The organism is Streptomyces sp. NBC_01390, from assembly GCF_045040105.1.
In the GTDB taxonomy this organism is placed as follows: domain Bacteria; phylum Actinomycetota; class Actinomycetes; order Streptomycetales; family Streptomycetaceae; genus Streptomyces.
In genome coordinates this window covers 3,860,978-3,885,025 of record NZ_CP109551.1, presented here as the reverse complement: position 1 = coordinate 3,885,025, position 24,048 = coordinate 3,860,978, and the positions used below count along the sequence as shown (strand labels likewise).

21 protein-coding genes are annotated in these 24,048 nt (G+C 71.8%); 6 read left to right on the top strand and 15 right to left on the bottom strand.

Features of this window, described 5'->3' with window-relative positions:
• Positions 1-22: 22 nt before the first annotated feature.
• The 3 genes from OG241_RS17390 to OG241_RS17380 form a co-directional block, all read right to left on the bottom strand.
• Positions 23-769, bottom strand: a complete 747-nt coding sequence (locus OG241_RS17390; RefSeq protein WP_405816353.1) for an AAC(3) family N-acetyltransferase — start codon at positions 767-769, stop codon at positions 23-25.
• Positions 770-1,520: 751 nt separating this feature from the next.
• On the bottom strand, positions 1,521-3,680 hold the full coding sequence (fxsBH, locus tag OG241_RS17385; protein WP_405816352.1) for a radical SAM/SPASM protein FxsBH, inactivated beta-hydroxylase extension form: 2,160 nt from the start codon (positions 3,678-3,680) through the stop codon (positions 1,521-1,523).
• A 141-nt stretch (positions 3,681-3,821) separates the two neighbouring features.
• A complete protein-coding gene (locus OG241_RS17380; RefSeq protein WP_405816351.1) occupies positions 3,822-3,998 on the bottom strand; it encodes a hypothetical protein in 177 nt (58 codons plus the stop codon).
• Positions 3,999-4,175: 177 nt separating this feature from the next.
• On the opposite strand from OG241_RS17380, the gene OG241_RS17375 reads away from it, so the two are divergent.
• Positions 4,176-5,111 carry a DUF4231 domain-containing protein gene (locus tag OG241_RS17375; RefSeq protein ID WP_405816349.1) on the top strand — a complete coding sequence of 312 codons (936 nt, stop codon included), beginning with the start codon at positions 4,176-4,178 and terminating at the stop codon, positions 5,109-5,111.
• 8 nt (positions 5,112-5,119) lie between these two features.
• Here the strand turns inward: OG241_RS17375 and OG241_RS17370 are convergent, their stop codons facing one another.
• The 6 genes from OG241_RS17370 to OG241_RS17345 form a co-directional block, all read right to left on the bottom strand.
• A complete protein-coding gene (locus OG241_RS17370) occupies positions 5,120-5,635 on the bottom strand; it encodes a hypothetical protein (protein ID WP_405826275.1) in 516 nt (171 codons plus the stop codon).
• A 104-nt stretch (positions 5,636-5,739) separates the two neighbouring features.
• Positions 5,740-7,224, bottom strand: a complete 1,485-nt coding sequence (locus tag OG241_RS17365; protein WP_405816348.1) for a GAF domain-containing protein — start codon at positions 7,222-7,224, stop codon at positions 5,740-5,742.
• Positions 7,225-7,265: 41 nt separating this feature from the next.
• Complete coding sequence (locus tag OG241_RS17360) at positions 7,266-8,303, bottom strand: rod shape-determining protein (RefSeq protein ID WP_405816347.1); 1,038 nt, start codon at positions 8,301-8,303, stop codon at positions 7,266-7,268.
• A gap of 146 nt (positions 8,304-8,449) precedes the next feature.
• A complete protein-coding gene (locus OG241_RS17355) occupies positions 8,450-9,916 on the bottom strand; it encodes a carboxyl transferase domain-containing protein (protein ID WP_405816346.1) in 1,467 nt (488 codons plus the stop codon).
• Positions 9,909-11,399, bottom strand: coding sequence for an acyl-CoA synthetase (locus OG241_RS17350; protein WP_405816344.1), 1,491 nt, complete (start codon positions 11,397-11,399; stop codon positions 9,909-9,911). The genes OG241_RS17355 and OG241_RS17350 overlap by 8 nt, the downstream gene beginning before the upstream one ends.
• 54 nt (positions 11,400-11,453) lie before the next feature.
• On the bottom strand, positions 11,454-12,758 hold the full coding sequence (locus OG241_RS17345; RefSeq protein WP_405816343.1) for an SLC13 family permease: 1,305 nt from the start codon (positions 12,756-12,758) through the stop codon (positions 11,454-11,456).
• A gap of 222 nt (positions 12,759-12,980) precedes the next feature.
• Here OG241_RS17345 and OG241_RS17340 point away from each other — a divergent pair, with 222 nt between their 5' ends.
• Positions 12,981-13,703, top strand: coding sequence for a FadR/GntR family transcriptional regulator (locus tag OG241_RS17340; protein WP_405816342.1), 723 nt, complete (start codon positions 12,981-12,983; stop codon positions 13,701-13,703).
• Positions 13,704-13,740: 37 nt separating this feature from the next.
• Here the strand turns inward: OG241_RS17340 and OG241_RS17335 are convergent, their stop codons facing one another.
• Positions 13,741-14,841, bottom strand: a complete 1,101-nt coding sequence (locus OG241_RS17335; RefSeq protein ID WP_405816340.1) for a MerR family transcriptional regulator — start codon at positions 14,839-14,841, stop codon at positions 13,741-13,743.
• A 182-nt stretch (positions 14,842-15,023) separates the two neighbouring features.
• Between OG241_RS17335 and OG241_RS17330 the strand changes: the two genes are divergently transcribed.
• Entirely contained in the window at positions 15,024-15,911 is an 888-nt protein-coding gene (locus tag OG241_RS17330) for a RimK family alpha-L-glutamate ligase (protein WP_405816339.1), read from the top strand.
• Between the two features lie 46 nt (positions 15,912-15,957).
• On the opposite strand, the gene OG241_RS17325 is transcribed toward OG241_RS17330, so the two are convergent.
• Positions 15,958-16,530 (bottom strand): hypothetical protein, encoded by a 573-nt coding sequence (locus OG241_RS17325; protein ID WP_405816338.1) that lies wholly within the window; start codon positions 16,528-16,530, stop codon positions 15,958-15,960.
• A 183-nt stretch (positions 16,531-16,713) separates the two neighbouring features.
• Here OG241_RS17325 and OG241_RS17320 point away from each other — a divergent pair, with 183 nt between their 5' ends.
• Positions 16,714-17,487: an IclR family transcriptional regulator gene (locus OG241_RS17320; protein ID WP_405816337.1), complete on the top strand. Its 774-nt coding sequence runs from the start codon at positions 16,714-16,716 to the stop codon at positions 17,485-17,487.
• Positions 17,484-18,362: an SMP-30/gluconolactonase/LRE family protein gene (locus OG241_RS17315; RefSeq protein WP_405816336.1), complete on the top strand. Its 879-nt coding sequence runs from the start codon at positions 17,484-17,486 to the stop codon at positions 18,360-18,362. Before OG241_RS17320 ends, OG241_RS17315 begins: the two co-directional genes overlap by 4 nt.
• Before the next feature lie 39 nt (positions 18,363-18,401).
• On the opposite strand, the gene OG241_RS17310 is transcribed toward OG241_RS17315, so the two are convergent.
• The 4 genes from OG241_RS17310 to OG241_RS17295 form a co-directional block, all read right to left on the bottom strand.
• Positions 18,402-19,835, bottom strand: a complete 1,434-nt coding sequence (locus OG241_RS17310; RefSeq protein ID WP_405816335.1) for an NAD(P)/FAD-dependent oxidoreductase — start codon at positions 19,833-19,835, stop codon at positions 18,402-18,404.
• Entirely contained in the window at positions 19,828-21,075 is a 1,248-nt protein-coding gene (locus OG241_RS17305) for an MAB_1171c family putative transporter (protein ID WP_405816334.1), read from the bottom strand. The genes OG241_RS17310 and OG241_RS17305 overlap by 8 nt, the downstream gene beginning before the upstream one ends.
• Entirely contained in the window at positions 21,072-21,614 is a 543-nt protein-coding gene (locus tag OG241_RS17300) for a toxin-antitoxin system, toxin component family protein (RefSeq protein ID WP_405826273.1), read from the bottom strand. The genes OG241_RS17305 and OG241_RS17300 overlap by 4 nt, the downstream gene beginning before the upstream one ends.
• Before the next feature lie 92 nt (positions 21,615-21,706).
• Entirely contained in the window at positions 21,707-22,309 is a 603-nt protein-coding gene (locus tag OG241_RS17295) for a transcriptional regulator (RefSeq protein WP_405816333.1), read from the bottom strand.
• A gap of 215 nt (positions 22,310-22,524) precedes the next feature.
• On the opposite strand from OG241_RS17295, the gene OG241_RS17290 reads away from it, so the two are divergent.
• Positions 22,525-24,039 (top strand): alpha-N-arabinofuranosidase, encoded by a 1,515-nt coding sequence (locus tag OG241_RS17290; RefSeq protein ID WP_405816332.1) that lies wholly within the window; start codon positions 22,525-22,527, stop codon positions 24,037-24,039.
• Positions 24,040-24,048 lie beyond the last annotated feature (9 nt).

Sequence of the window (24,048 nt, the reverse complement as noted above, 5' to 3'; positions counted from 1 at the left end):
CGGCTCACCGGGGTTGCTTGTTTTACGTCAATCCGGGGCGATAACCGGCCATCTGATCGACTGCGTGGTCCACGACGTCACGCATGGCGCAAAGCGTGACCGTTTTTCCGGCCCATTCCCGCTCCACCACCAGCTCACGCGGGAGCCGCTTCCCGATCACGCCGAAGTCACTGTCGTCCAGGACGAGATCCTCGTACGAGATCCAGTTCCCCCGCTCGCCCACCACGCACCGGTACGTACGCAGGGGTGCGGGCGGGGTCATTCGGTACTCGGCCAGATGGAACGCGCTGCACACGTCGAACCCGACGCGCAGCAGCAGGATCTGGGCGTCCGCCGCGTACAGCGCGGCCAGCGGCGAGCGCTCGCCGAGATGACAGTGCGGGTCGTGCGCGCCGAGCAACTCGGCGGCCCTGGGCCCGAGTCCGGCGAACGAGGTCTGCGGATGCGTGCTGCGCACGGCACCGGGAGTGGTCCGCACACATTCGGCCAGCGCTCCCGTGGACGGACACGGCGTGCTGTCCGGAACGAAGGGCGGCATCGAAGCCCGCAGGGCGGCCTTCTCCCGCTCGGTCAGCCCCTCGGTGGCGGTCCGGTACGCCAGCGAGGTGTCGGAGTTCTCAGGCGTGAACGCAGGCACGACAAGCGTGCCACCGGCCCCCAACTGGCCGAGCAGACAGTCCCGCACGAGAGAGGGACCGAGACCGGCGCCACGGAGGGAGGCGTGGACGATGAGGGGAGCGCCGGGCCTGACACCCAACTCCACCAGCACGCGCCGTAGTTGGGCGGCGGGGTGAGATGTGGCGCGGGGGGCGGAGACGCCGGCCGCGGGGGCGAACAGGGGCTGAGGCGGGCGCGGTTGGGGTGGGAGGTCCAGGGCGGTCGAGGTGTGGGGAGCCGGGCTCGTCGTGTTCGCGGGGGTGGGCGATGTCGGAGTTGGCTGAGGTGCCTGGTCCGGGGCGCCTGCGGTGCGGCGGGCCGGGGCGACCGGGTTTGCGCGGCCGGGCCGCGTAGGGGTTGGTCGCGGTGCCTGGTCCGGGGCGGGTGCGTGGGCGGAGGGGGCCGTTCGGGGAGGGAGGCTCGGGGTGGAGGCCGGGAGGAGGGGCCGGTCGGTCGGGTTGGCGGGGGTGGTCGGTCGTGGGGGTCGGCCCGGGGTGGTCGCCGGGGAGGAAGTCGGGGCGGGTGCGTGGGCGGAGGGGGCCGTTCGGGGAGGGAGGCTCGGGGTGGAGGCCGGGAGGAGGGGCCGGTCGGTCGGGTTGGCGGGGGTGGTCGGTCGTGGGGGTCGGCCCGGGGTGGTCGCCGGGGAGGAAGTCGGGGCGGGTGCGTGGGCGGAGGGGGCCGTTCGGGGAGGGAGGCTCGGGGTGGAGGCCGGGTGAAGGGGCCGGTCGGTCGGGTTGGCGGGGGTGGTCGGTCGTGGGGGTCGGCTTCGGGTGGTCGCTCGGGAGGAAGTCCGAGGGGGTGTGTCGGTGGAGGGGGTCGGTCGGGGTGGGGGTTCCGGGGTGGTCGCCGGGGCGAAGGGGTGGTCAGGCATCGTGGGGCCTCCGGGGCGGTGGGCCCGGGTGCTTCGCCCATTCCGTCCACAGCTGGGCGGCCAGCACCGCGCCCGTTTCCGTGAGTTCCTGCTCAGGAAGCGCGGTCAGCTCGACCAGGGCGCGTACGGCGGCCTCGCGACGGGAGCTGCCGAGTTGCTCGGAGGCCTCGTCGAGGAGGCGGCCCGCCCGGTTGCCCAGGACGTTCAGGTCACCTGTCTCCCGGAGGGAGGTGAGCCTGGCCTGCCGTCCCAGCCGCGGGAGTTCACGCGCGAACTCCTCCGGCGTGAAGTCGACCGCCGCACCCAGCGCCCCCGGCCCGTGCGTGCCGAGCCGCAGTCCGCTGCCCGGGGCGAGCGGAGTGACGGTGGTGACGAGCAACGCGTTGCGGTCCTCCCCGGACCACCGTGGCCGCCGGGCTTCGAGCAGCTCGTACGCCCGCCTAAGGCGCTCGGCGAAGGATGCCGGGGTCTGCCCGGGGGCGAGGGGAACGGGGAAGCAGTCTCGGTAGGAGTCCGCGTCGTCGATCACCAGAGCCGGCCGGCCGGGCACTTCCACGGTGTCCAGCGGGCGCCACTGGGCGGCGGCAGCGGGGTCGGCGAGCTGTACCTGCACGGGCTCCGACGCGCCGAACACACAGAAGCCGCCCGGTGTCGTCTTGACCTCCACCCGACCGGGCTCCGCCAGCGTGAACGTGCCCAGCGCGGGGAGATGGAGGGCACGTTCGGGCTGGTCCCAGCCGAGCATCACGTCCGCGCCGGCCCGCACCGCCGCCGAGAAGGCCAGAGCCATGAAGCGGGGGAGATCCGCGGCCTCGTACCGGGACCGGAGCAGCCAGGTGCGGACGTAGGGGTGGGCGAGCACCTCATTGAGGTGCCCGACCGTGTCGACCCCGGCGTCCAGCTCCAGCAGAGTCCGCCAGGCCTCGTCCCAGCCGGGTTCCGGCGTCGGGTCGTCGTGCACGACCCGCAGCAACGCCCGGTCCAGCCGCAGCTGGGAGAGGCTGAGTTCGTCCGGCCGCCAGACCGAAGGGGCGAGCGCCCGGTTCGTCACCCGCTCGGCGATGCCGTCCACCAGGGCACGCAGATCGGCGCAGAAGACGGAAGGGTTGTCGAAGTCGCGTTCGGCGCTGTAGCGATGGGCGTACAGACCGCCGCCGCAGGAGTCGACCACCGGACAGCGCCGGCACTCCTCGCTGACCCCGGCGAGCCCGCGCTGGCGGGCCAGCACCCCCTCGTGCCGGGCGAACTCCTCGAAGCCGTGCCGGAAGACGTCGTACCCCGTGGCCGCCGCTCCGTCGAACGCCGTCTTGAGTGAGTCCGCCTGCTCGAAACTGCCGTCCGTCTCGACCACCGCGAGGTCGGACGGAGCGAGTCCCATCGCCTCGGTCAGACTGGGACCGCCGCGCAGTGTACTGAGCACCGACTCGAACGTCCGTACGGGAATCCGGCGCCCCTGCTTCTCCCAGAGGTCGAATACGGCGAGCAGCCAGTCGGCGTACGGGGTCGGTGATCCGGAGGGGTTCGGCGGCGGGTTCTCCCAGGTTGAGTGCGGTAGCAAATAATCGATACGGGGAGGATCAAGTGCGGTCAGTGTTTCGTGCACCGTGACGGGATCGTTCGCGACATCGACGGTACAGAGCAGACCGCCGAAGAGATGGCGGTATGCGGGAGTGCGCAGCAGCTCGATTCCGCGAACTACCCGGTCATAGCTGCTACGGCCTCTGCGGTCGAGTCTGTGCCGGTCGTTGGCGGCACGGTCGCCGTCGAGCGAAATACCCACCTTGACGCCGAATTCCGCGAAGACGTCCAGATGCCGCCGGCCCAGCTGGATTCCGTTGGTGTGAATCTGGAGGTCCAGTGTGGTGACCGGGGCGAGGGTCCGTGTGAGTTCCGCGCAGATTCTCCTGAGCCGGGCGGGGCCACAGAGGAGTGGTTCGCCCCCGTGCAGGATGACCGTCACGGAGGGAAGCTTGTGAGCCTCGGCGTAGGAGGCGAACTGCTGGGCGGTCCGGGTGAGCGCCTCGTCGGAGATGACGACCGGGCGGGCTTTCCAGCCCTGGTCGGCATGCTCGTACACGTAGCAGTGGTCGCAGGCCAGGTCACACCTGCTGTGCACCTTCAGGACCAGCTGCTGGAGGGAGGGGCTCGTCACACTGCATCTTCGCAAACTTACTACCGTACCCGAGGGCAACTCGTTGAACTGTTACCGAAGTTGACGAGCGTGACACCTGTGACATGGGGGGCATCCGACGGTGGTGCCGTCGGATACACCTGTCCGCGTGAACCTTCGGGCTCAAACCGCCGAGTTGAAGGTGGGGTGGGGCTGACGCCTGCCGGGGCTGTCCGGCAACCGCCCGATCATGTTCATGACCGCGTGGGAGTGCCGGGAGAGGTCCGCCAGCGGGGTCAGCGGCTGGGAGGTCGGCCGAGTACCGCTTGCGGGCGTTGCCTGTGACTGAGAGAGGCTCATGACTGGCTCGTAGCTCCTTCTGCTGACGCTGTCCAGCCCCCTTGTCGCCGGTTGGGACCGACCAGCGACAAGAAAGTCTGGTTTTGACGCGGACGATACCGGAGGGCGACCCCCAGGATGGAATCCGCCCATTCGACTTCAGGCTCTGACGCCCAAGAGTTGGCTATTGCGTGGGCAATGACCACGGGGGTGAGTCAATTGCACGCCGGTACTCCGGGGCCCAGTGTCACGCTCAGTGAGAATGATCTTCCGCCGTTGTTTGTCGTGAGCGATCGGCGCGCTCTGAGCCGTCAGAGTGAGTCCCTCTACGCGGTGCGCACGCAGTTGTTGCTGCTGCTGTCCGCGACGGCGATGGCGATGCTGGCGGAACGATTCGACAGTCATATTCCAGCGGCATTTGCAGCGCTTCTTTACGCCTTTACGATCGCTATCGGACTTCATATCGCCCGCCGCCGGGCCCGCGCCCAGTGGCGGGCGCACCGCGATGTGGCCGAGCTGCTCAAGTCACTCGCCTGGCAGTACATGGTGCACGGGGGGCCGTTCCACTCCGGGGTCCCCGACCCCGACGGACTGTTCGCGGAACGGCTGGAGGAGCGGCTCCGGGAACTCAGGCGGGTGGGCTGGGAGGACTCCCGCAACGGGGTCCGCGCCCGGGGCGCCGGGCAGATCACCCCGGTCATGCGGGCCGTGCGCGCCAAGCCGTTCGCCGCACGCCGGGACTTCTATCTCCGCGAGCGGTTACTGGAGCAGTTCGTCTGGTACCGGAACCGCGCCTCCGAGTCGCATCGCGCCTCCGTGCGCTGGTCCTCCGTCACGGCCGCCCTGACCCTGCTCGCCCTGCTGGCGGCCGTGCTCAGGGCCCTCGGTGTGATCGGCGGCTGGGATCTCACCGGCCTGCTGAGTGCCGGCGCGGCGGCCGGGGTGGCCTGGCAGGAGGTGCGGCGGCACCGGCCGTTGACGTACGCGCACTCCCTCATCGAACAGGACCTGGAGACACTGCGCGTCTCGATGTCCAGGACGGTGACGGAGGCGGGGTGGGCGGAGGCGGTGGCCGAGGCCGAGCGAATCGTGTCACCGCAGCACACCGACTGGCTGGTGCGGTTCGGCGGTTGACCCCGAACTCAGCCGCGCAGCACCCCCGGTCGCCACAGCACCGTCACCGGAACTCCTGTGCGGCGGGCGTACGCCACCACGTCACCGGTGCCGCCGAGCCCTCGTGCGGGCAGGCCGTCCCATACCGCGACCAGCCGGTCGGCGTGGTCGACGATCCAGCGGCCGGCCGCGAAGTAGGCCTCCTCGTGCGTCGCCTCCTCGGGCAGGTTCACGCGGGTACGGCAGGAGTTGAGGAGGCGCCGGTAGGCGGCACGGATGTCGGCGTCGCCGAGGTGAGCCTCGTAGTCCATGCCGGGAATCACGGCGGTGACCGGTATGCCCAGGTCCAGCGCCATGTCGGCGAACAACTGGTCGGCCCCGGCCGCGAGGCAGCTCAGGGCCTCCAGCTCCTCGTCGCCCCGCAACTGCCGGCGGATGCCCGTGCGGACGGACGGCAGCACGGCGGCGGGAATCGAGCGGTGCCCCGTCACGCCGATGCGTGTGCGGACGCGCGCCCCGACGCGTGTGCCTGTGCCGGTGTCCATGGACGTGCCGACGCGAGTGCCGACGAACGTGCCGTTTCGCGTGCCGTTTCGCGTGTCAGTCTCAGTCACTGGCTGCCCTCCGCCGTCCACGGTCCGTGACCTCTCTACAGGGTGCCGTCTCCCAGCGGGGCTTGCCAGATGACCGTCATATCCAGGCCATCGCCCGTTGTGTCGTCGCCGCTGTCGCCATCGGCGTACACCGTCAGCCGTACGGCGTCCCGGCCGTCCGGCAGGACCGCCGTCGCGTCGACCGTGACCTCGACGCGGCTGACACCGGGGCGGCGTACGGCGCTGGCGAGGGTGCGGCGCAGGGCGGTGAGGAGCCGGGCGGCGACGGGGGAGGGGACGAGGTGCTCGACGGGCCCGGTGAAGTGGACGGAGGGCCGGCGGCCGAGTACGGCGGCGGCACCGGCCGTCTCCCGGAGCACCTTGCCGCGCAGGCCTGTCGGTGCGTCGGCGGGGGGCTGCTGGAGGGCGAAAATGGTCGTCCGGACCTCCTGGACGGTGGCCTGGAGTTCGTCGACGGCATGCCCGAGGATCTCGCGCACGTTGTCGTCGTCCCCGGCCCGGCGCTGGGTGGACTCCAGCATCATGCCGGTGGCGAACAGCCGTTGGACGACGAGATCGTGCAGGTCACGGGCGATCCGGTCCCGGTCCTCGTACACCGCGAGGCGGGCGCGGCGGCGCCGGGCGTCGGCGAGGACGAGCGCGAGGGCGGCCTGCGAGGCGAACTGTGTCGCGAGGAGCCGTTCCGTGCCGGTGTACGGGCGGTCGCCGCGTCGGCGCGGCAGTGCGAGCGTGCCGATCAGCCGGCCCTCGGCCTGCAGCGGCAGCAGCATGCTGGGTCCGAACCGGTGCCGCACGGGGGTCGTCATCCGCGGGTCGGTCGCCGAGTCGTCGACGAACACCGCGTCCCCGCCGAGGAGTTGAACGAGCACCGGGCTGCCCGGGGCGATGACCGTCCCGACGATGTCACCGGGGTCGTCGAAGGTGGCGGCGGTCACGATCTCCATACCGCCGGCGTCCGTCGGCTGCAGGATGACGCCCGCGGCGGCGTCGGCGAGCTGCCGGGCACGTTCCGCGACGATCATCAGCGCGTCGTCGGCGGCCCCACCGGTGAGCAGCGCGGTGGTGACGGCGGCGGCACCCTCGATCCAGCGCTCACGCTGCCGTGCGGTCTCGTACAGCCGGGCGTTGCCGATCGCGATGCCGGCCTGCGCGGCCAGCACCCGCAGCAACTCCCTCTCCTCGGCACCGAACCGGGTCCCGTCGAGTTTCTCGGCGAGGTACAGCCGCCCGAACTCCTCGCCCTCCACGAGGATCGGTACGTCGATGACGGCGACGCCCTCCCGTTCGGCGCGCCCCAGGTCGGCCCGGCGGATCTCCAGGAGACCGTCGTGCCCCGGGTCGGCCATCCCGAGCCCCGCGTACCGGGCACCGGTCAACTCGGCCGCGCCGTCCACGATGTGCTGGAGGGTGGTGCGCAGTTCGAGATCGGTACCGATGCCGAGTACGGCTTCGAGACGGGACGGCAGCGGGGGAGAGGGAGGAGAAGGGGGTGGGTGAGGTGGGGGCGGGTTGCCTGGCATGTGGATGGTGGACGGTGGGCAGCCGGCTCGGGTGCCGCGCCTCAGGTGGCCAGCGGATCCAGGACCAGGGGCTCGATCCGGCCCTCCAGCATGTACCCGAGGCCCTGCACCGCGCACACGTCCGGCCGCTCGGCGATGTGCACCGGCATCCCGGTCGCCTGCCGCAGCATCTGGTCGAACCCGGGGAGCAGCGCGCTGCCGCCGACCATCATGATGCCTCGGTCGGCGAGGTCGGCCACCAGGTCCGGCGGGCAGTCCCGCAGCACCTTGCCGATGCCGTCGAGTACGGCGGTCAGCGGCGTCTGGATGGCGTCGCGCACGGCGGCGGTGTCGACCTGGACGGAGCGGGCGAGGCCGGTGGCGACGTCCCGTCCGTGGATCTCGGTGGACGACGGGCCGTGCGCGGTGAGCCCGTTGCCGGAGAGGGCGAGCTGCAGCGGACGTACGGACTGGCTGGGCAGCATCAGTTCGTGCTGGTGGCGCAGGTGCTGCACGATCGCGTGGTCGACGGCCTCGCCCCCGACCGGGATCCGCTCGGCGGTCACGATCGAGCCGAGCGAGAGAACGGCGAGCTGGGTGGCGGCGGCGCCGCACACCATGACCATGGTCGCCTCGGGCTGCTCGACGGGCAGTCCGCAGCCCACGGCGGCGGCGACGAGCGTGTCGACGAGTTCGACGCGCCGGGCGCCGAGCCCGACGAGCGTCTCGATGGCCGCGCGCTGCGCGAGCGGGTCGGCGTCGTGCGGGTAGCAGGCGGCGGCCCGCAGGAAGGGCTTGCGGCGCAGGGTGCGGCGGACCTTGTCGCCGATCAGGTGCCGCAGCATGCGCTGCGCCATCTCGATGTCGACGACGGTTCCGCCGGACACGGGCCGCACGACCCGGATGTAGTGGGGCGTACGCCCCGTCATCTTCTCGGCGAACTCCCCGACCGCGATCAGCGCACCGGTCTTGGTGTTCACGGCGGCGACCGAGGGCTGGTCGACGACGATCCCTTCACCCTTGACGTAGACGCGGGTCCGCGCGGCCCCGAGGTCGACGGCGAAATGGCAGCGGCGCAGCTGTTCCAGACTGACGGTCATGGCAGATCCTCCCGAGAGCGCAGACCGTACGGGCCGCGCCGGTCGGCGGGCCCACTGGCATCCTGCGGGGGTGGGGGAGCGGGGCGCCTGTTGTAGGGGGCCGGGTGGGGTGCCGCCGTATGGGTGTTTTGTTCTTTATGTCTGAATTATGACCAAGGTCCCGAGGGGCGCGGCCGAAGGTCCTGCCCGGTGTCCGGGCGGCCCACGATGCCCCGGACCACCCCCAGCTCCACCAGGTCCTGCGGCCGGATCCGCAACTGGTCCGCCGTCGCCCGCACCTCGCCCTCCGGGCGCTTGAGGATGGCCGCCGCGAGCTCCGGCGCGATGACGGAGAAGTAACTGTCCGGCGTGGCCCAGGTGTTGCCGGGTGCGGCCAGGGCCAGGGCGCCGCCCGAGCCGCCCTCGCCGATGAGCAGCGTGGTGACCGGCGTGCGGGCGGCGGCGACCGCGCCGAAGAGGTCCGCGATCGCCGCGCCCGCGCCCTGGCGCTCGGCGTCGGCGTCGTTGGCGGCGCCCGGGGTGTCCACCAGGGTCAGCACCGGGATGCCGAGCCGGTCGGCGAGGCGGATCAGCCGGGTGGCGGTGCGATAGCCGGCGGGGCGGGTGGCCGTGCCGAGTTGCGCGGCGTACGCGACGGTCCGCCCGTCCTCCGCACGCTCGCCGAACCCGCACACCATCCCGGCGTCGGTGCCCCCGCAGCGGTCACCGCTGATATCGGCGCGCCGGGTGAAGCAGGCGTCCAGATAGGCCTCGGCGCGCGGGCGCCGAGGGGAGCGGGCGCGCTCGACGGCGTCCCAGCCGGTGGTGGGGAGGGACGCCGTGCCGAGGGGCGCCGGTGGCGGGACGGCCCCCGCCGACCCGGTCTCCGCAGGCGCAGTCCCGGCGATACCGGAACCGGTACTGGCGCTGGTACCGGCGCTCAGCAGGCGCAGCCACAGGGCCAGCGTCTCCCGGAGCGCCTCCGGACGGACGATCGCGTCGGCCGCGCCCGCCGCCACCTGCGCCTCGGCCGTGTACGCCGCCGGGTCCGCGTCGGCCGGCCGGACCCGGGAACCCGCGAAGCCCACCTGGGCGCCGGGCAGCGCCAGCACGACGTCGGCGCCCGCCCCCAGGGTCGCCCAACCGCCGCCGGTCGTCGGATCCCGGAGCACCGCGATCTGTGGCAGGGCCGCCTCACGGGTCAGCGTCGACTGCCGGGCCACGCGCTGGAGCTGGGTCAGCGCGAGCATGCCCTCCTGCATCCGGCTGCCGCCCGTCGCGACGAGCGGCACGACGGGCAGACGGTGGGCGCGCGCGTACTCGTACGCGAGTTCCAGGCGGTCTCCGGTGCGTTCGCCGAGCGAGCCGCCGAGGAAGCCGAACTCGAAGGCGACCAGCACGGCAGGGGTACCCCCGATACGCGCGGTGCCGCAGACGACGGACTCCTCCTCGCCGGTGCGGGCGGACGCGCGGGCGCGCGAGGCGTCGTAACCCTGCCAGGAGAGGGGTCCGTCCGGCTTGAACTCCCGGGTGGGGTACGGGAGTTCGACGAAGCCCCCGGTGTCGCAGAGCAGGGCGATGATCTCGCGGGCGGAGAGGCGCCCGGGGGTCTGCTCGGTCGCCGGATCAGTCACTGGGCAGCGCCCGCTTCATGATCTTCCCCATGTCGTTGCGCGGGAGGGCGTCCAGGTAGCGCACCACCCGGGGGCGCTTGTGCGGGGCGAGCCGGGCCGCGACATGGTCGGCCAACTCGGCGGCGTCCGGCGGGGACTGCGGATCGGCGGGGACGATCCAGGCGACGATGCGCTCGCCCAGGTCGGCGTCCGGCTCCCCGGTGACGGCGGCCTCGCGTACGCCCGCGTGCTCCAGCAGCGCGTTCTCGATCTCACCCGCGCCGATCTTGTAGCCGCCGCTCTTGATCAGGTCGGTGGCCTTGCGGCCGACGATACGGACATAGCCGTCGGGATCGCGCACCGCCATGTCGCCGGTGCGGAACCAGCCGTCGGCGGTGAAGGCGGCGGCGGTGGCGTCGGGCCGGTTCAGGTACTCGGTGAACAGGTTCGGCCCGCGCACCTGGATCTCACCCACGCTCCCTCCGTCGTACGCCGTGATGGGCGCCCCGTCCTCCTCGACGAGCCGCAGCTCGACGCCCGGCAGCGGTACGCCGACCGTGCCCGCGCGCGGCTCCCCGTCCGCGCGGACGCTCGTGTTCATCAGCGTCTCGGTCATGCCGTACCGCTCCACGACCCGGCGGCCGGTCGCCGCCGCGATCCGCTCGTGGTCGTGCACGGGCAGCGCGGCCGAACCGGACACGAGCAGCCGGGCCCGGCCGAGTGCCCCGGCGAGCTCCGGGTCACCGGGGAGCGCCTCCGCGATCCGGTGGTACATCGTCGGTACGCCGAACAGCATCGTCGCCCCGTCGTTCAGCTCGCGGGTGACGCCCTCCGTCCCGAACCGCCCGAGGTGCCGTACCGAGCCGCCGCGCCGCAGCGGGCCGAGGATGCCGAGAATCAGGCCGTGCACATGAAAGAGCGGAAGCGCGTGCACCAGCACGTCCTCTTCAGTCCACTGCCAGGCGTCGGCGAGCGCGTCCAGGGTGGTGGCGACGGCCCGGCGCGGGATGACGGCACCCTTGGGCGGGCCGGTGGTGCCGGACGTGTAGACGATCAGGGCGGGGGATTCGGGGGCGGGGTCGTACGCCGTCCCGGGGGTTCCGGAAGGGGGACGTTCCAGGCCGTGCACCTCGACCTCGACGCGCTCCAACGAGCCGAAGGCGTCGGGGAGTCGGTCGCCCGGTGCGGTGAGTACGAGAGCGGGTGAGCTGTCCTTCAGGATGTGGCCCAACTCGCTCTCGCCCGACTTCGGGTTGAGCGGCACCGCGGGGATCCCGGCCAGCAGGGCGGCCACGACACCGACGGCCGTCTCCAGCGTCGGCGTCGCCCAGACCGCGACCGGGCCGCCGGCCCCGGAGATCCGGTCGGCGAGGGCTCCGGCCGTGGCGGCGAGTTCGGCGTACGTCAGCGAGCGCTCGCCGAAGCGCAGGGCGGGCCGCCCGCCCGTCACGTCGGTCGGGGTGCCGGTCGGGTCGCCGGTCAGCCCGGGGAAGAGAGAGGACACGCGTCGTACTCCTTAACTCGTCACGTCGGTCGTACAGCGCGGTGACACCCGCGGTCACCCCCAGTCGGGGACCACCAGCACCAGCCACACCACCGCGGGAACCACGGCCACCACGACTCCTCCGTACATCATCAACTGCCGGAAGAAACGCTCGCGGTCGACATCCTGCGCCGAGGCCAGCACCAGCGCCCCGTTCGTCGAGAACGGACTGACGTCCACCACCGTCGCCGACACCGCGAGCGCCGCCACCATTCCGACCGCCCCGATCTCCCCCTGCGCCAGGAACGGCACCGCCAGTGGAATCAGCGCCCCCATGATGCCGACCGAGGACGCGAACGCCGAGATCAGCGCGCCGATGTAGCAGAGAAGCACCGCGGCCAGCAGCGGCACGCCGATGTCGCCGACGCCCTCGCCGGCCCAGGTGATGGTGCCCATCTCCTGCAGCACTCCGACGTAGGTGAGAACACCGCAGATCACCAGGACGGTCGTCCAGGCGATCTCGCCCACGGCCTTGCGGCTGTCGTCGGGCCAGCAGGCCGCGAGCGCGACGGCGAGCGTGATGGCGGTGAGCCCCGCGTCGAGGTCGAAGCCGAGCACGGCGACGACGAGGACGACGAGCCCGGCGAGGGTGGCGATGCGGGCGGGCGTGAGGCGAAGGGCTTCCTCCGTCCGTACGGAGACGCCGCCTCCGCTGGGGGCGTCGCCTTCCCCGGCGGCGGCGGAGGCGCCGCCGCTGTCGTCCACTCCGCCCGCACGGCCAAGCTTCAGCCCGCCGAAGAGCACGAACACCACTGCCGCGATGGCGAGGTTGACGAAGAGGGAGGCGAGAAACAGGGCGATCTCGTTGCCGGGAAGCTTCTCCTTCTCGACGATCCCGTTGACGATCGACCCGTAGATGCTGATGGGCGAGAAGCCGCCGCCCTGGGCCCCGTGCACCACCATCGCGCCCATCAGCAGGGGGCTGATGCCGTACTGCGCGGCGAAGCTCAGTGCGATCGGCGCCACGATGGCGACGGCGGCCGGACTGACCGCGCCGATCGCGGTGAGCGCCCCCGTCAGTACGAACATCACCCACGGGATGAGCGCGACCCGCCCGCGCACCAGCCGGACCGAGGCGTGCACGAGCCAGTCGGTGGTGCCGTTGGCCCGGGCGATCGCGAACAGATAGGTCACTCCGACCAGCACGACGAAGAGGGAGCCGGGGAATCCGGCGAAGATCGTGTCGGTGTCGAGGTCGGCCACGAGCTCGCCCACCGCGAAGGCGGCGGCGAACGCGAGCGCGCCCATGTTGATGGAGCGGGTCGTGGCTATCACGAACACCACGACGAGCACGAGGATCGAGATCAGTTCGGCGGACATACGGGCTCCCGTTCCTGGGTCCCTTGTCGACGAGTGGGCGACGAGCGGCCTGTGTGGCTGACTGGCTAAGTGGCTGAACCACATTGGGTGTTGGTCTCGACCGGCGTCAAGGGACCCGACACGAATTGGCTCAGCCACTCGTCCACTGAGCCATGCTTCCACCAGGCCTCCGAACCGACGGCTACCCAGTGTTACGCTGCGGCCGAGGTGAGGGGGATGGTCATGGCTGACGCACTGCGCCCGGTGGAAGCCAGGACGCGTCTGTACGAGCAGGTGCTCGACCGGCTGCGCGACTACGTCGCGGAGGGGGGCCTGGGAGCCGGTGACCGGCTTCCGCCCGAGCGTGATCTGGCCGCCCGGCTGGGCGTCAGCCGTGCCTCCGTGAAGCAGGCCATCGTCGTGCTGGAGGTCCAGGGCCTGGTCGAGGTCCGGCACGGTGGCGGTACATATCTCGTGCGCGACAGCCTTGAGGTCGAACCCGTGGAGCAGCTCGTCGAGCGTCGGCGCCGGCTGCCCGACGTCCTCGACGCGCGCGAGGCGCTGGAGACCAAGCTCGCCGAACTGGCGGCCGAGCGCCGCACGCCGGAGGACATCGACGTGTTGCGTGCCGCACTCGCCGTCATGGGGGAGGAGATCGACAAGGGCGCGGAAGGAGTGGAGGGCGACCGTCTCTTCCACGCGGCGGTCACGTCCGCCGCGCACAGCGGGATTCTCGCCGAGTTCATGCGGTCGATCGCCGACCAGATCACCGAGAGTCGCCATGAGTCCCTGCGCCAACCGGGCCGCCCCGCCCGTTCGTTGGCCCAGCACATGGCGATCTTCGAGGCGATCGAGGCCGGCCTGCCGCGGCAGGCCGCCGCCGCGATGCGACGGCATGTGCGGACGGTGGCGAAGGTGCGGTTGCTGGACTGGGACCCGGAGGACGACGGCTCGCAGTCGGGCTGAACCTGCCCGCCGGAAGCCGCCGCCCCGCCTGTCCGCCCTACCGCACCGGCATTCGCCCCCCGTCGGTCCGCACCACGTCCGCGACCACGCAACTGACGTTGTCCGGGCCCCCGTTGGCGTTCGCCGCCTCGATGAGCGCGGCCGTCGTCGCGTCCGGGTCGGGGGTCGTGGCGAGGAGGCGCCGCACCGTGTCCTCCGGTACGGCCCTGGTCAGGCCGTCGGAGCAGAGGAGGTAGCGGTCGCCGGACCTGGCGTCGTGCAGACGCAGGTCGGGGGAGGCGGGGGCGCTCCCCAACGCCTTGCGGAGCAGCGTGCGTTGGGGGTGGGTCGCGGCCTCCTCGGGGGTGAGCCGGCCCTCGTCGATCATCGACTGGACCAGGGTGTGGTCGTGGGTGATCAGAAAGAGCTCGCCGTCACGCAGGAGATACGCGCGACTGTCTCCGATGTGCACGAGGGCGAGGCGCGACCCGGTCCACACCATCGCGGTGAGGGTGGTACCGACGTCGTTCGCCTCGGCGATGTCCCGGACCGCCTGGGTGGCGCCCTGGACCGCGTCCTCCAGGAGGTTCAGGACGCTGCCGGCGGTGAGCGGTTCGGCGTCCAGGAACTTCAGGGCCTCGACGGCGGCGGCACTGGCCGGTGCGCCCTCGGGGCCGAAGCCGTCGGCGACGGCCAGGACGCGTGAACCGGCGTACGCCGTGTCCTGGTTGGCGGCGCGGACCAGACCGATGTCGGTGCGGGCGGCGTAACGGAGTTCGAGCAGATCGCTGCTTGTCATGAGTTCGGTGTCCTTCCTCGGCGGTGTCGAGAGGTGATCGACGAGGAACGCGGCGAGATCCCGCCGGGCCGCCGTGTCCGCCTCGACCCGCGCCCAGAAGGCGCGGATCTCCTGGGCGGCGGCCGGTGGCTCCATGGCCCCGACCTGCCGGATACGGGCCAGGGGCATCCCCAGCCGGCGCAGCCAGGCCACCAGCCGGGCCTGCTCCAGCTGCTCGGCCGCGTAGTAGCGGTAGCCGGTGTCGGGGTCGACGCGTGCGGGCCGGAGCAGGTCCAGTTCGTCGTAGAGCCGCAGTGCCTTCGGTGAAAGGCGACACGCCCTGGCGAACGCCCCGATGGTCAGCGTCTCCGGCTCCGTCATGGCGTGCACCCTTTCCTGATCCCGGCTTGCCGCCGGTTCCTCGTTCCGTCACCGATGCTGGGGCTTCACCGAAGGTGAAGGTCAAGCGCTTGTTAACCTTCACCCGGAACCGATATCAGTGGTGAACCAGCGCTACGCGCCTTACCGCACACCTTGCCGTACGCCTTACCGAGGGAGTCCCCGTGGTCCGCATCGCGATCGTCACCTACGACCCCGGGCCCGGGACCAGCAAGGACCGGGATTTTCCGCTCCTGGTACGGGAGTTGCTGGCAGCCGGGGCCGACGCGTCCGCCGTCCACTGGGACGATCCCGACATCGACTGGGCGTCCTTCGACCTCGCGGTGGTGCGGTCCACCTGGGACTACTCCTGGCGCGCGGAGGAGTTCGCGGGCTGGCTGGAGCGGTGCGGGAAGCTCACGCGGGTCGCGAATCCGGTCGGTGTCCTGCGCTGGAACATGGACAAGCGGTACCTCGGTGAGCTGGCCGCGGCAGGTGTCCCCACGGTCCCCACCCGCTATCTGGCCCCCGGCGACACCCCCGACCTGCCCGACGACCGCGAGTACGTCGTCAAGCCCACCTCGGGCGCCGGCGCCCGTTACGCCGCCCGCTACACACCCGAGGACCGGGAGACGGCCGTACGGCATCTCGCGCGCATGCACGCCGAGGGGTTCACCGCGATGGTGCAGCCGTACGTGGGGAGCATCGACGTCACCGGGGAGCGTGCCCTGCAGTTCTTCGGGGGCAGCTTTCTGCACGCCAGCCGCAAGGGGGCCGTACTGGCTTCCGGGACGGCGTACGACGACGACAAGGTCGCCCATCCCGACCTTGAGGTCTGGACGCCGACCCCGGCCGAACTCGCCGTGGCGGAACGGGCGTTGGCCGCTGTGCCGGACAACTCCGGGCTGCTGTACGCCCGGGTCGACCTCGTCCTCGGTGACGACGGTGAACCCCGGGTCATGGAACTGGAGTTGATCGAGCCGAACCTGTTCCTCGATCTGCATCCGGACTCGGTGCCGGTGGTGGTGCAGGCCATCCTGCGGGCCGCCGTCGGCCGCCAGGAACGGCCGTGACCGCGCCCTGACCGCCCCCTGACCGTCTTGATCGGCGGGCGGCCCGTCACTCCCTGACCGCCACCCGCTGCAGCAGCCCCCAGGTGAACTCCGCCGCGCACTCGCGCCGTACCCCGGTCGCGTCCGGCGCCGTGAACGCCAGCCCCCACCGGGTCGGGGCGGTGCCCTCCAGGGGGCGGGCGGGGGCGAAGGCTCGGGCGACCTCGTCGACCGTGCAGGACCAGGGGCGCAGGTCGTCCGGCGTACGGAGTTCGGGGGCGGGGGCGCCCGGGGCCCGCACCAGCCACTCGTTCCAGGCGACGCCGCCCGGGGCGACGAGCACCTCGAAGCGCAGGTCGGGCCAGAGGGGGACCGGCCACAGCCAGGCCTCGCACTCCAGGTCGCCGATCCTGCGCGACGTCACCGACTCGGGAGTGCCGAGGACCGAGCGATATCGGGAGGCGGCGGCTCGGGCGTGCTTGGACCGCAGCATCGCCTGCCAGCGTTTGTTGGCCTCGCGCATGTCCGCGATCGACACGCCCAGCTCGTGCCGGGCGTCCTCCACGAGGTCCGGGTTGTGGTCCGCCATGCGGCGCAGCAGGACCAGCTGGAAGTCGATGACCGTGAACATACGAACCATCGTCCCGTATCCGCGAGGACAGTCACGGACGGCAACGAAGCCGTCGCACGCCCATTGCCCGGCCGAGCCCTTGTGGTTAGCCTGTCCTCTGTTCGTCATGCCGATCGTCTGTTGAAATCTCGAACGCCGTCGAATTACGTCGTCGGGATCGTAGACACCCTGAACACAAGAGAGGGGGCCGTCATGGGACGCCTCGTACCTGCCGTGACCCGGGCTCTCGACATTCTTGAGCTCTTCCTGGACGGAGACGGGACTCTCTCCGCCCCGGACATAGTGCGCCGGCTTCAGCTGCCGCGCACCACCGTGCACGAACTGGTGACGACGCTCGCCGCCCGTTCGTACATCGTGCAGGTCCCCGGCCAGCCGGGACGCTACCGCCTGGGTGTGCGCCCGTACCAGCTCGGCAGCCGCTACGCCGAGCAGCTCGACCTCGCCGCGGAGGGTCTGCAGGTGGCCCGTTCCGTCGCCGAGAACTGCGGCGAGACGGTGCACGTCGCGATCCTCGAAGGCACGGACGTCATCTACATCGCCAAGGTGGACTCCACCCACGCGGTCCGGATGGTGTCGGCCGCGGGCCGCCGGCTGCCCGCCCACTGCACCTCCGTGGGCAAGATGCTGTTGGCCTCGCTCCCCGACCACGAGCTCTCCGCACGGGTTCCCGACAAGGTTCCGCTGCCCGCGATGACGCCGAACAGCATCACCGACCCGGCGGTCCTGCGTGAGGCTCTCGTGGAGATCCGCCGCCGGGGCGTCGCCGTGGAGAACCGCGAGTCGAACCCGGACGTGAGCTGCGTGGCCGCGCCGGTGCACGACCGCACGGGTCGGGTGGTCGCCGCGCTGTCGATCTCCGTCCCGATGATCCGCTGGAGCGACGACCATCGTTCGGAGCTGGAACAGCTCGCCGCCAAGGGCGCCGCCGAACTCTCCGAGCGCCTCGGTCACCGGAGCGTGGCATGACGACGTACGAACCCGCCCTCGAAGTGGCGGTCCAGGCGCAGGCGACCCTCGGTGAGGGCCCGACCTGGGACACGGCGGCGTCCCGGCTGATCTGGATCGACATCCTCGGCTCGCGGGTCAACACCTACGACCCGTCGACGGGCCGCCGCACGGTCATGGCGACGGAGCAGCACGTGGGCGCGGCGAAACCGCGTGCCGGAGGCGGTCTGGTCCTGAACCTGCGCGACGGAGTGGCTCTGTACGACGGTGACGGCGCCGACCCCGCCACCGGCTTCCGCTGGCTGCACCACGACCCGGTCCCCGGGCGCCGGGCGAACGACGCGGCGGTGGCCTCCGACGGCTCCCTGTGGGCCGGCACGATGCGCTACGACGAGGCGCCGGGCGGCGGCACGCTGTTCCGGCTGACGGGCGACGGCGAGGCCACGACCGTCCTGGACGACGTGGCGGTGAGCAACGGCACGGGCTGGAGCCCGGACGGCCGCCTGATGTACTACGTCGACTCCCCGACCCGCCGCGTCGACGTCTTCGACGTGTCGGCCGACGGCCAAAGCATCGGCAACCGCCGCCAGTTGGCGCTGATCGAGGACGGTGCGGGCTTCCCCGACGGCCTGACGGTCGACGCGGACGGCTGCGTCTGGGTGGTCCTGTGGGACGGCGGAGCGGTCCGCCGCTACACCCCGGCCGGCACCCTGGACCGTACGATCACCCTCCCCACGGTCCGCCCCACGGCCTGCGCCTTCGGCGGCCCGAACCTCACGGACCTGTACATCACCACGGCCCGCGTCGGCCTGTCCGCGCCCCACCCGATGTCGGGCTCGCTCCTGGTCGTCCCGGAAGCGGGCAAGGGGGTCGCCCAGCCGGCGTTCGCCGGCTGACCGTCACCCCGTACCGAACCACTCCTCCGCCACCGCCTCCTACTCCGCCGCCTTCCACTCCTCCGGTCTCAGCGGCGGCCCGCTCAGCGGTGGTTTCAGCGGGCCGATCGCCGCCGCCAGCAGCACACTTGGCGTCAGCAGTACTTCCGCGCCGCGTTCCAGGGACGTCACGTCCGTCACCCGGCGGGCGATACGGCCGTTGCCCGCGGCCGTGCGCATCAGGCGGCCCACGTAGGCCGCGAGCAGACGGTCCCGCACGGTGGGGCCGTGGTCCGTCGCGCCGGGGTAGAAGACGTCCTGGCTGGTCGCCAGGTCCCAGGCCGCCGCGACCGGGCGGGCGACCTCCTTCTGGATATGGCGGGACAGGCCGGGCGTACCCCAGCCCTGACGGTCGATCACATCCCGTAGGGCCACGGCGCTTTGGGCCGCCACCGACATTCCGTGGCCGTAGATCGGGTTGTACGCGGCCAGCGCGTCGCCGATCACCGCGAAGTTCTCCGGCCAGGCGGGCATCCGCTCGTAGTAGTGCCGGCGGTTCGACGTCGTACGGGTGACGGAGACGCCCGTCAGGGGTTCCGCTCCCGCGAGCAGGTCGGCGATCAACGGGTGGCGCAGCTCCTCGCGGGCGAAACGCGTGAACTCGGCGCCGTCCGTGGGGGGTTCGCTGCCCCGGGTGCCCGACAGGGAGACCAGCCAGCAGCCGTCCTCGATGGGCGTGAGGACACCCGCCCGGCCGGGACCGGCCCCCCTCGGGTCCGCCTGCACGTTGACCAACGGGTAGCCCCGCCGGGCGGGTTCGGGCGCCCGGTAGATCCGGCTGGCGTACGCGAGCCCCGAGTCGACCACCCGGCGGGGCGGTTCCGGCAGACCCAGCTCGCGCAGCCAGTGCGGGGTGCGCGAGGCGCGGCCGGTGGCGTCCACGACCAGGTCCGCGTGGAGCGTGCTCCGGCTGCCGTCGGCGCCCCGAACCCGTATGCCGGTGACGGCCTCGGCCGTGCCCTCCAGGCCCAACACCTCGGCGTGCTCGACCAGTTTGATCCGGTCGTCGTCCAGGACCTGGGCGCGGACCGTCGCGTCCAGCAGATCCCGGCCGCACAGGAAGACGTGGTGCGACTCGTCCCACCGCCGGAACCAGCCCTGCGGTGCCAGCGCCACCATGTCCGTCGTGACCGCCAGCCGGTGCGCACCGGTGGCGAGGAGCAACTCGCCCACGCCCGGTACCAGTTCCTCGACGGCCCGGGCACCGCCCGACCACAGCACATGCGCGTGCCGGGCCTGCGGCAGGTTCCGGCGCGGCTCGGGGCCGTCCGGCAGGATGTCGCGCTCGACGACGGTCACGCGGTCGGCGAACCCGACCAGGGCACGGGCCGCGAGCAGCCCGGCGAGCGAACCGCCGAGCACGACGGCCGACCTGACGGTGCGTCCGGAGGCCGGTGCGAGGGGGGAGCCGACTGAAGTCGGGCGATCACTCATATACGTGCAGACTCTCTGCTGGGGCGGTCGCGAGGGTGCGCACCGCCTCGATCTCATCGGGGTGACTCAGCACCTGGGACACGGCTTCGATGCCACGGAGCAGGTCCGTGAGCAAGTCGGTCTCGTGGCCGGTGACTTGGGGGGAGGGGTGACGGGACAGGTCGCGCGACTCGATCGCGTCCCGGATCGTCACCACCGCCGCCAGCGCTCCCGCCCGCCGCGCGCCGTGTCCCAGGTCCACGGCGGCCTCGTACGCCCGCCGCCGCAGCTCCTCGTCGAAGTGGCGGGCGAGTTGCAGCAGGGCGTCGCGGATGAACGTCTCGCGGCGCACCAGCCGCAGTTCCGGGGTGGCCCGCAGCGAGAAGGGGACGCCTCTGCCGGCGGCGGTGCGCAGCAGGTCGTACAGCGGGCCGAGTCGGCGGTGGGCGCGCCGGATCCGCCAGCGGTCGCGCAGATACTGGCCGGCGTGCGGCAGCACGAACCCGGTCGCGATCAGGACGGCGGCCACGCCGGCGGCGACGGGGGCGAGTTCGGTGGAGAGCGGATCCAGGTCGCCGCCCGCCCAGCGGGCGACGACGGCGGTGCCCTTCGCCGCGTCGAACACCAGGTTGGCGGCGTAGCCGACGGCCAGCGACCGCAGGCCCCGGCGCAGCCACACGTCGAGTCCGGCGGTGTGGATCCAGTCCCGGACCAGCCGGTACGTCAGGACACAGGACGTGGTGTGCGCGAGCAGGTAGAGCACGATCAGCTCGCGCATGAAGGGTGTGTGGGCGTAGTGCGTGTCCAGGTCTCGCCGGCGCTCCACGGGTACGTCGGCGAGCGCGAACAGCACCCACAGCGCGACGATCACCCCCGCGTGCCCGCCGGCGACCCACCGCATCGCGCGCCGCCCCCCGGCCGAGCCGGCCGATCCCGGCGAGCGCCCGGCGAGGCCGCCGCGCCAGGCGATCATCAGCAGCAGGCTCGCTCCGCAGAACGCGACGAGGAAGCTGTAGACGAGGGGCGCCGCGAGGTTGGGTACGCCGCTGACCCGGTTGGTCCAGGCCACGGCCGGTGGTGCCGCGAGGACGAAGATGCCGCAGGCGAGCAGCAGCAGTCCGCCGACCGCGCGCCGCAGCGGGTCCCCCCACAGCGTGACGATGCTGGGCAGCTTGAACACCAGGGCGGCGGCCAGGAACACGATCGGCGTCCCGAACACGATGACGGAGTACGGCTCACCGAGGAAGCCGGAGGGGTTCATGGCCGGGCGTTTCCGCTTCCCCGGCCGCGATACCCCAGCGAGGCCTGCACACCGCTGCTGCCCGCGCTCGTCGTACGGCCCTCCAACCACGGCCGGAAGACGGTGGCGAGGCGGTGGCCGAACTCCTCGGCGTCGGCCTCGTCCGCCTCGCGGGAGCCGTTGCGGGCGGCGACGGTCAGCGCGCCGCCCTGCCAGGACTGCTCGTCGGCCAGGACCCGGGCGGCACTCGCGCCGACACTGTGGTGGTGACAGTGCCCGGCGTGCAGATGCCACAACTCATGTCCCAGAATGACGAGTTGCTGCACGGCCTCGGCCCGCTCCTCGACGATCACCAGGTCGAAGTCGTGGAACTCCACACACAGCCCGGTGACTTCGATCTCGTCGGGGAAGCGCTCGAACCGCAGCTCGACGCGCCGCCCGCGCCGCGCGCTCATCTCCGCGCACAGCGCCCGGCACAACTCGCCCGCGCCTGAAGTGCTGTTGGCCTGGTCGGTCAGCTCCCGCAGGGCCACGTCGAGCGCGCCGGTCAGGTCGCGCATCGCACCCCGGGTCCGCAGCCGGTGCGCGGCCCGGGCGGGCAGCAGCGCGGCCAGCACACCCCTGGTGATCCCCCGTGTCGTCCTCCTCGGCGTCACCGCTCCGTCTCCTCGCCGCCGCTGAGCAGCCCTTCGAGCATCACCGCGAGGGCCTCCTGCTTGCGCGGGGTCAGCCGCCGGCCGCGCAGGGCCAGCGTGACGACACCGTGCCGGGTCGCGAACCGGACCAGCGGGCCCTCCTCGGCGCCGCCGAGTTCTCCGAGCAGCCGGCGCAGTTCACGGTGGAACACGATGGGCGCGGGGTCGGTGAAGAAGCCGGTGCCCTGCTCGACGCCGAAGTACGCGGCGAGCGCCGTGAGATCGGGAACGTTCGGCATCTTCTTGCCGAGGAGCAGCTGACGGGCCCACTCGGGGCTGATCGACAGGGCGCCCGCGACCTCCTTGCAGACCTCGGCACGCGTCCTGCCGTTCGCCGCGAGCCGTGTCTCGTGGAGGGTGCGCACCCGGCGCCGGATACGGCCCTCGATGTCGTCGGCCGGAGGCTGCGCGCCCTCGGTCAGCAGTGCCCGGATCTCGCCCTCCGTGAGAGCGGTACGGGCGGACAGGGCACGTACGTCGAGGACTTCGGCGCGGTCGAGGCGGGCCTCGGCGATGCGCTCTTCGAGGAGGGCCAGGGTCTCCGGGAGGGGCTCGCTCACGGGCCGACCCTACGCGTCCGGACCCCTGGACACCAGGGAAATCCAACGATCGTTGGAGCAGGCGGAACGATCGTTGGGCGTGCACGCCATTGACGTGCGGACACTCCAAAATTACGGTTTTGTTCGAGGTTACGGGCGGATACCGAGATACCGAACGCCGAATGCGCCGAACGCCGTACGCAGAGCACTGAACGCAGCACGCCGGAGAGGAACACATGTCCCGCACCGCCCGTTTCACGATCGACCCCGCCTTCGCCGTCGGTGAGGTCAACCCCCGGCTCTTCGGCTCCTTCGTCGAACACCTCGGCCGCTGCGTCTACACCGGCGTCTTCGAGCCCGGCCACCCCGCCGCCGACGAGGACGGCATCCGCACCGACGTCCTGGAGCTCGTCCGCGAGCTCGGCGTCACCGCGATCCGCTACCCGGGCGGCAACTTCGTCTCGGGCTACAAGTGGGAGGACTCCGTCGGCCCCGTCGAGGACCGCCCCCGCCGCCTCGACCTCGCCTGGCGCTCCACCGAGACCAACCGCTTCGGCCTCTCCGAGTACATCGCCTTCCTGAAGAAGATCGGCCCCCAGGCCGAGCCCATCATGGCCCTCAACCTCGGCACCCGGGGCGTCGCCGAGGCCCTCGAACTCCAGGAGTACGCCAACCACCCCGCTGGCACGGCCCTGTCGGACCTCCGTGCCGCACACGGCGACAAGGACCCCTTCGGCATCAAGATGTGGTGCCTCGGGAACGAGCTGGACGGCCCCTGGCAGACCGGCCACAAGACCGCCCAGGAGTACGGCCGGATCGCCGCCGAGACCGCCCGCGCGATGCGCCAGATCGACTCGGGCGTCGAACTCGTCGCCTGCGGCTCCTCCAGCCAGTCCATGCCGACCTTCGCCGCCTGGGAGGCGACGGTCCTGGAGGAGACGTACGACCTCGTCGACCACATCTCCCTGCACGCCTACTACCAGCCCGAGGACGGTGACGTCGACTCCTTCCTGGCCTCCGCCGTCGACATGGAGTCCTTCATCGGGAACGTGGTCGCCACCGCCGACCACATCGGCGCGAAGCTGAAGTCGAAGAAGAAGATCAACCTCTCCTTCGACGAGTGGAACGTCTGGTACACCTCGGAGTGGCACGAGATCGAGAACTCCGGCGCCCGGGACTGGGCGGAGGCCCCCCGTCTCCTGGAGAACAACTACAGCGTCCTGGACGCCGTCGTCTTCGGCTCCCTCCTCATCGCCCTGCTGCGGCACGCGGACCGCGTGACCGTCGCCTGCCTCGCCCAGCTCGTCAACGTGATCGCGCCGATCATGACCGAGCCGGGCGGCCCGGCCTGGCGCCAGACGACGTTCTTCCCGTTCGCGCAGGCCAGCAAGTACGGGCGCGGCGAGGTGCTCGACGTACGGGTGGACTCACCGACCTACGAGACGAAGAAGTACGGCGAGACGGACCTGCTGCACGCCACCGCCGTACGCGCCGACGACGGCACGGTCACCGTCTTCGCCGTCAACCGGGACCGCACCCAGTCGCTGCCCCTCGAAGTCGTCCTCAACGGACTGGAGTTGACGACGGTCATCGAGCACAGCACGATCGCCGACGCCGACCCCGACGCCCGCAACACCCTGGACGACCCGGAGCGCGTCACCCCGCACCGGGCCACCGGCACCACCCTCCAGGACGGCACCCTGACCGCCGTCCTGGAGCCGCTGTCGTGGAACGTGATCCGACTGGCGTAGATCTGGGTC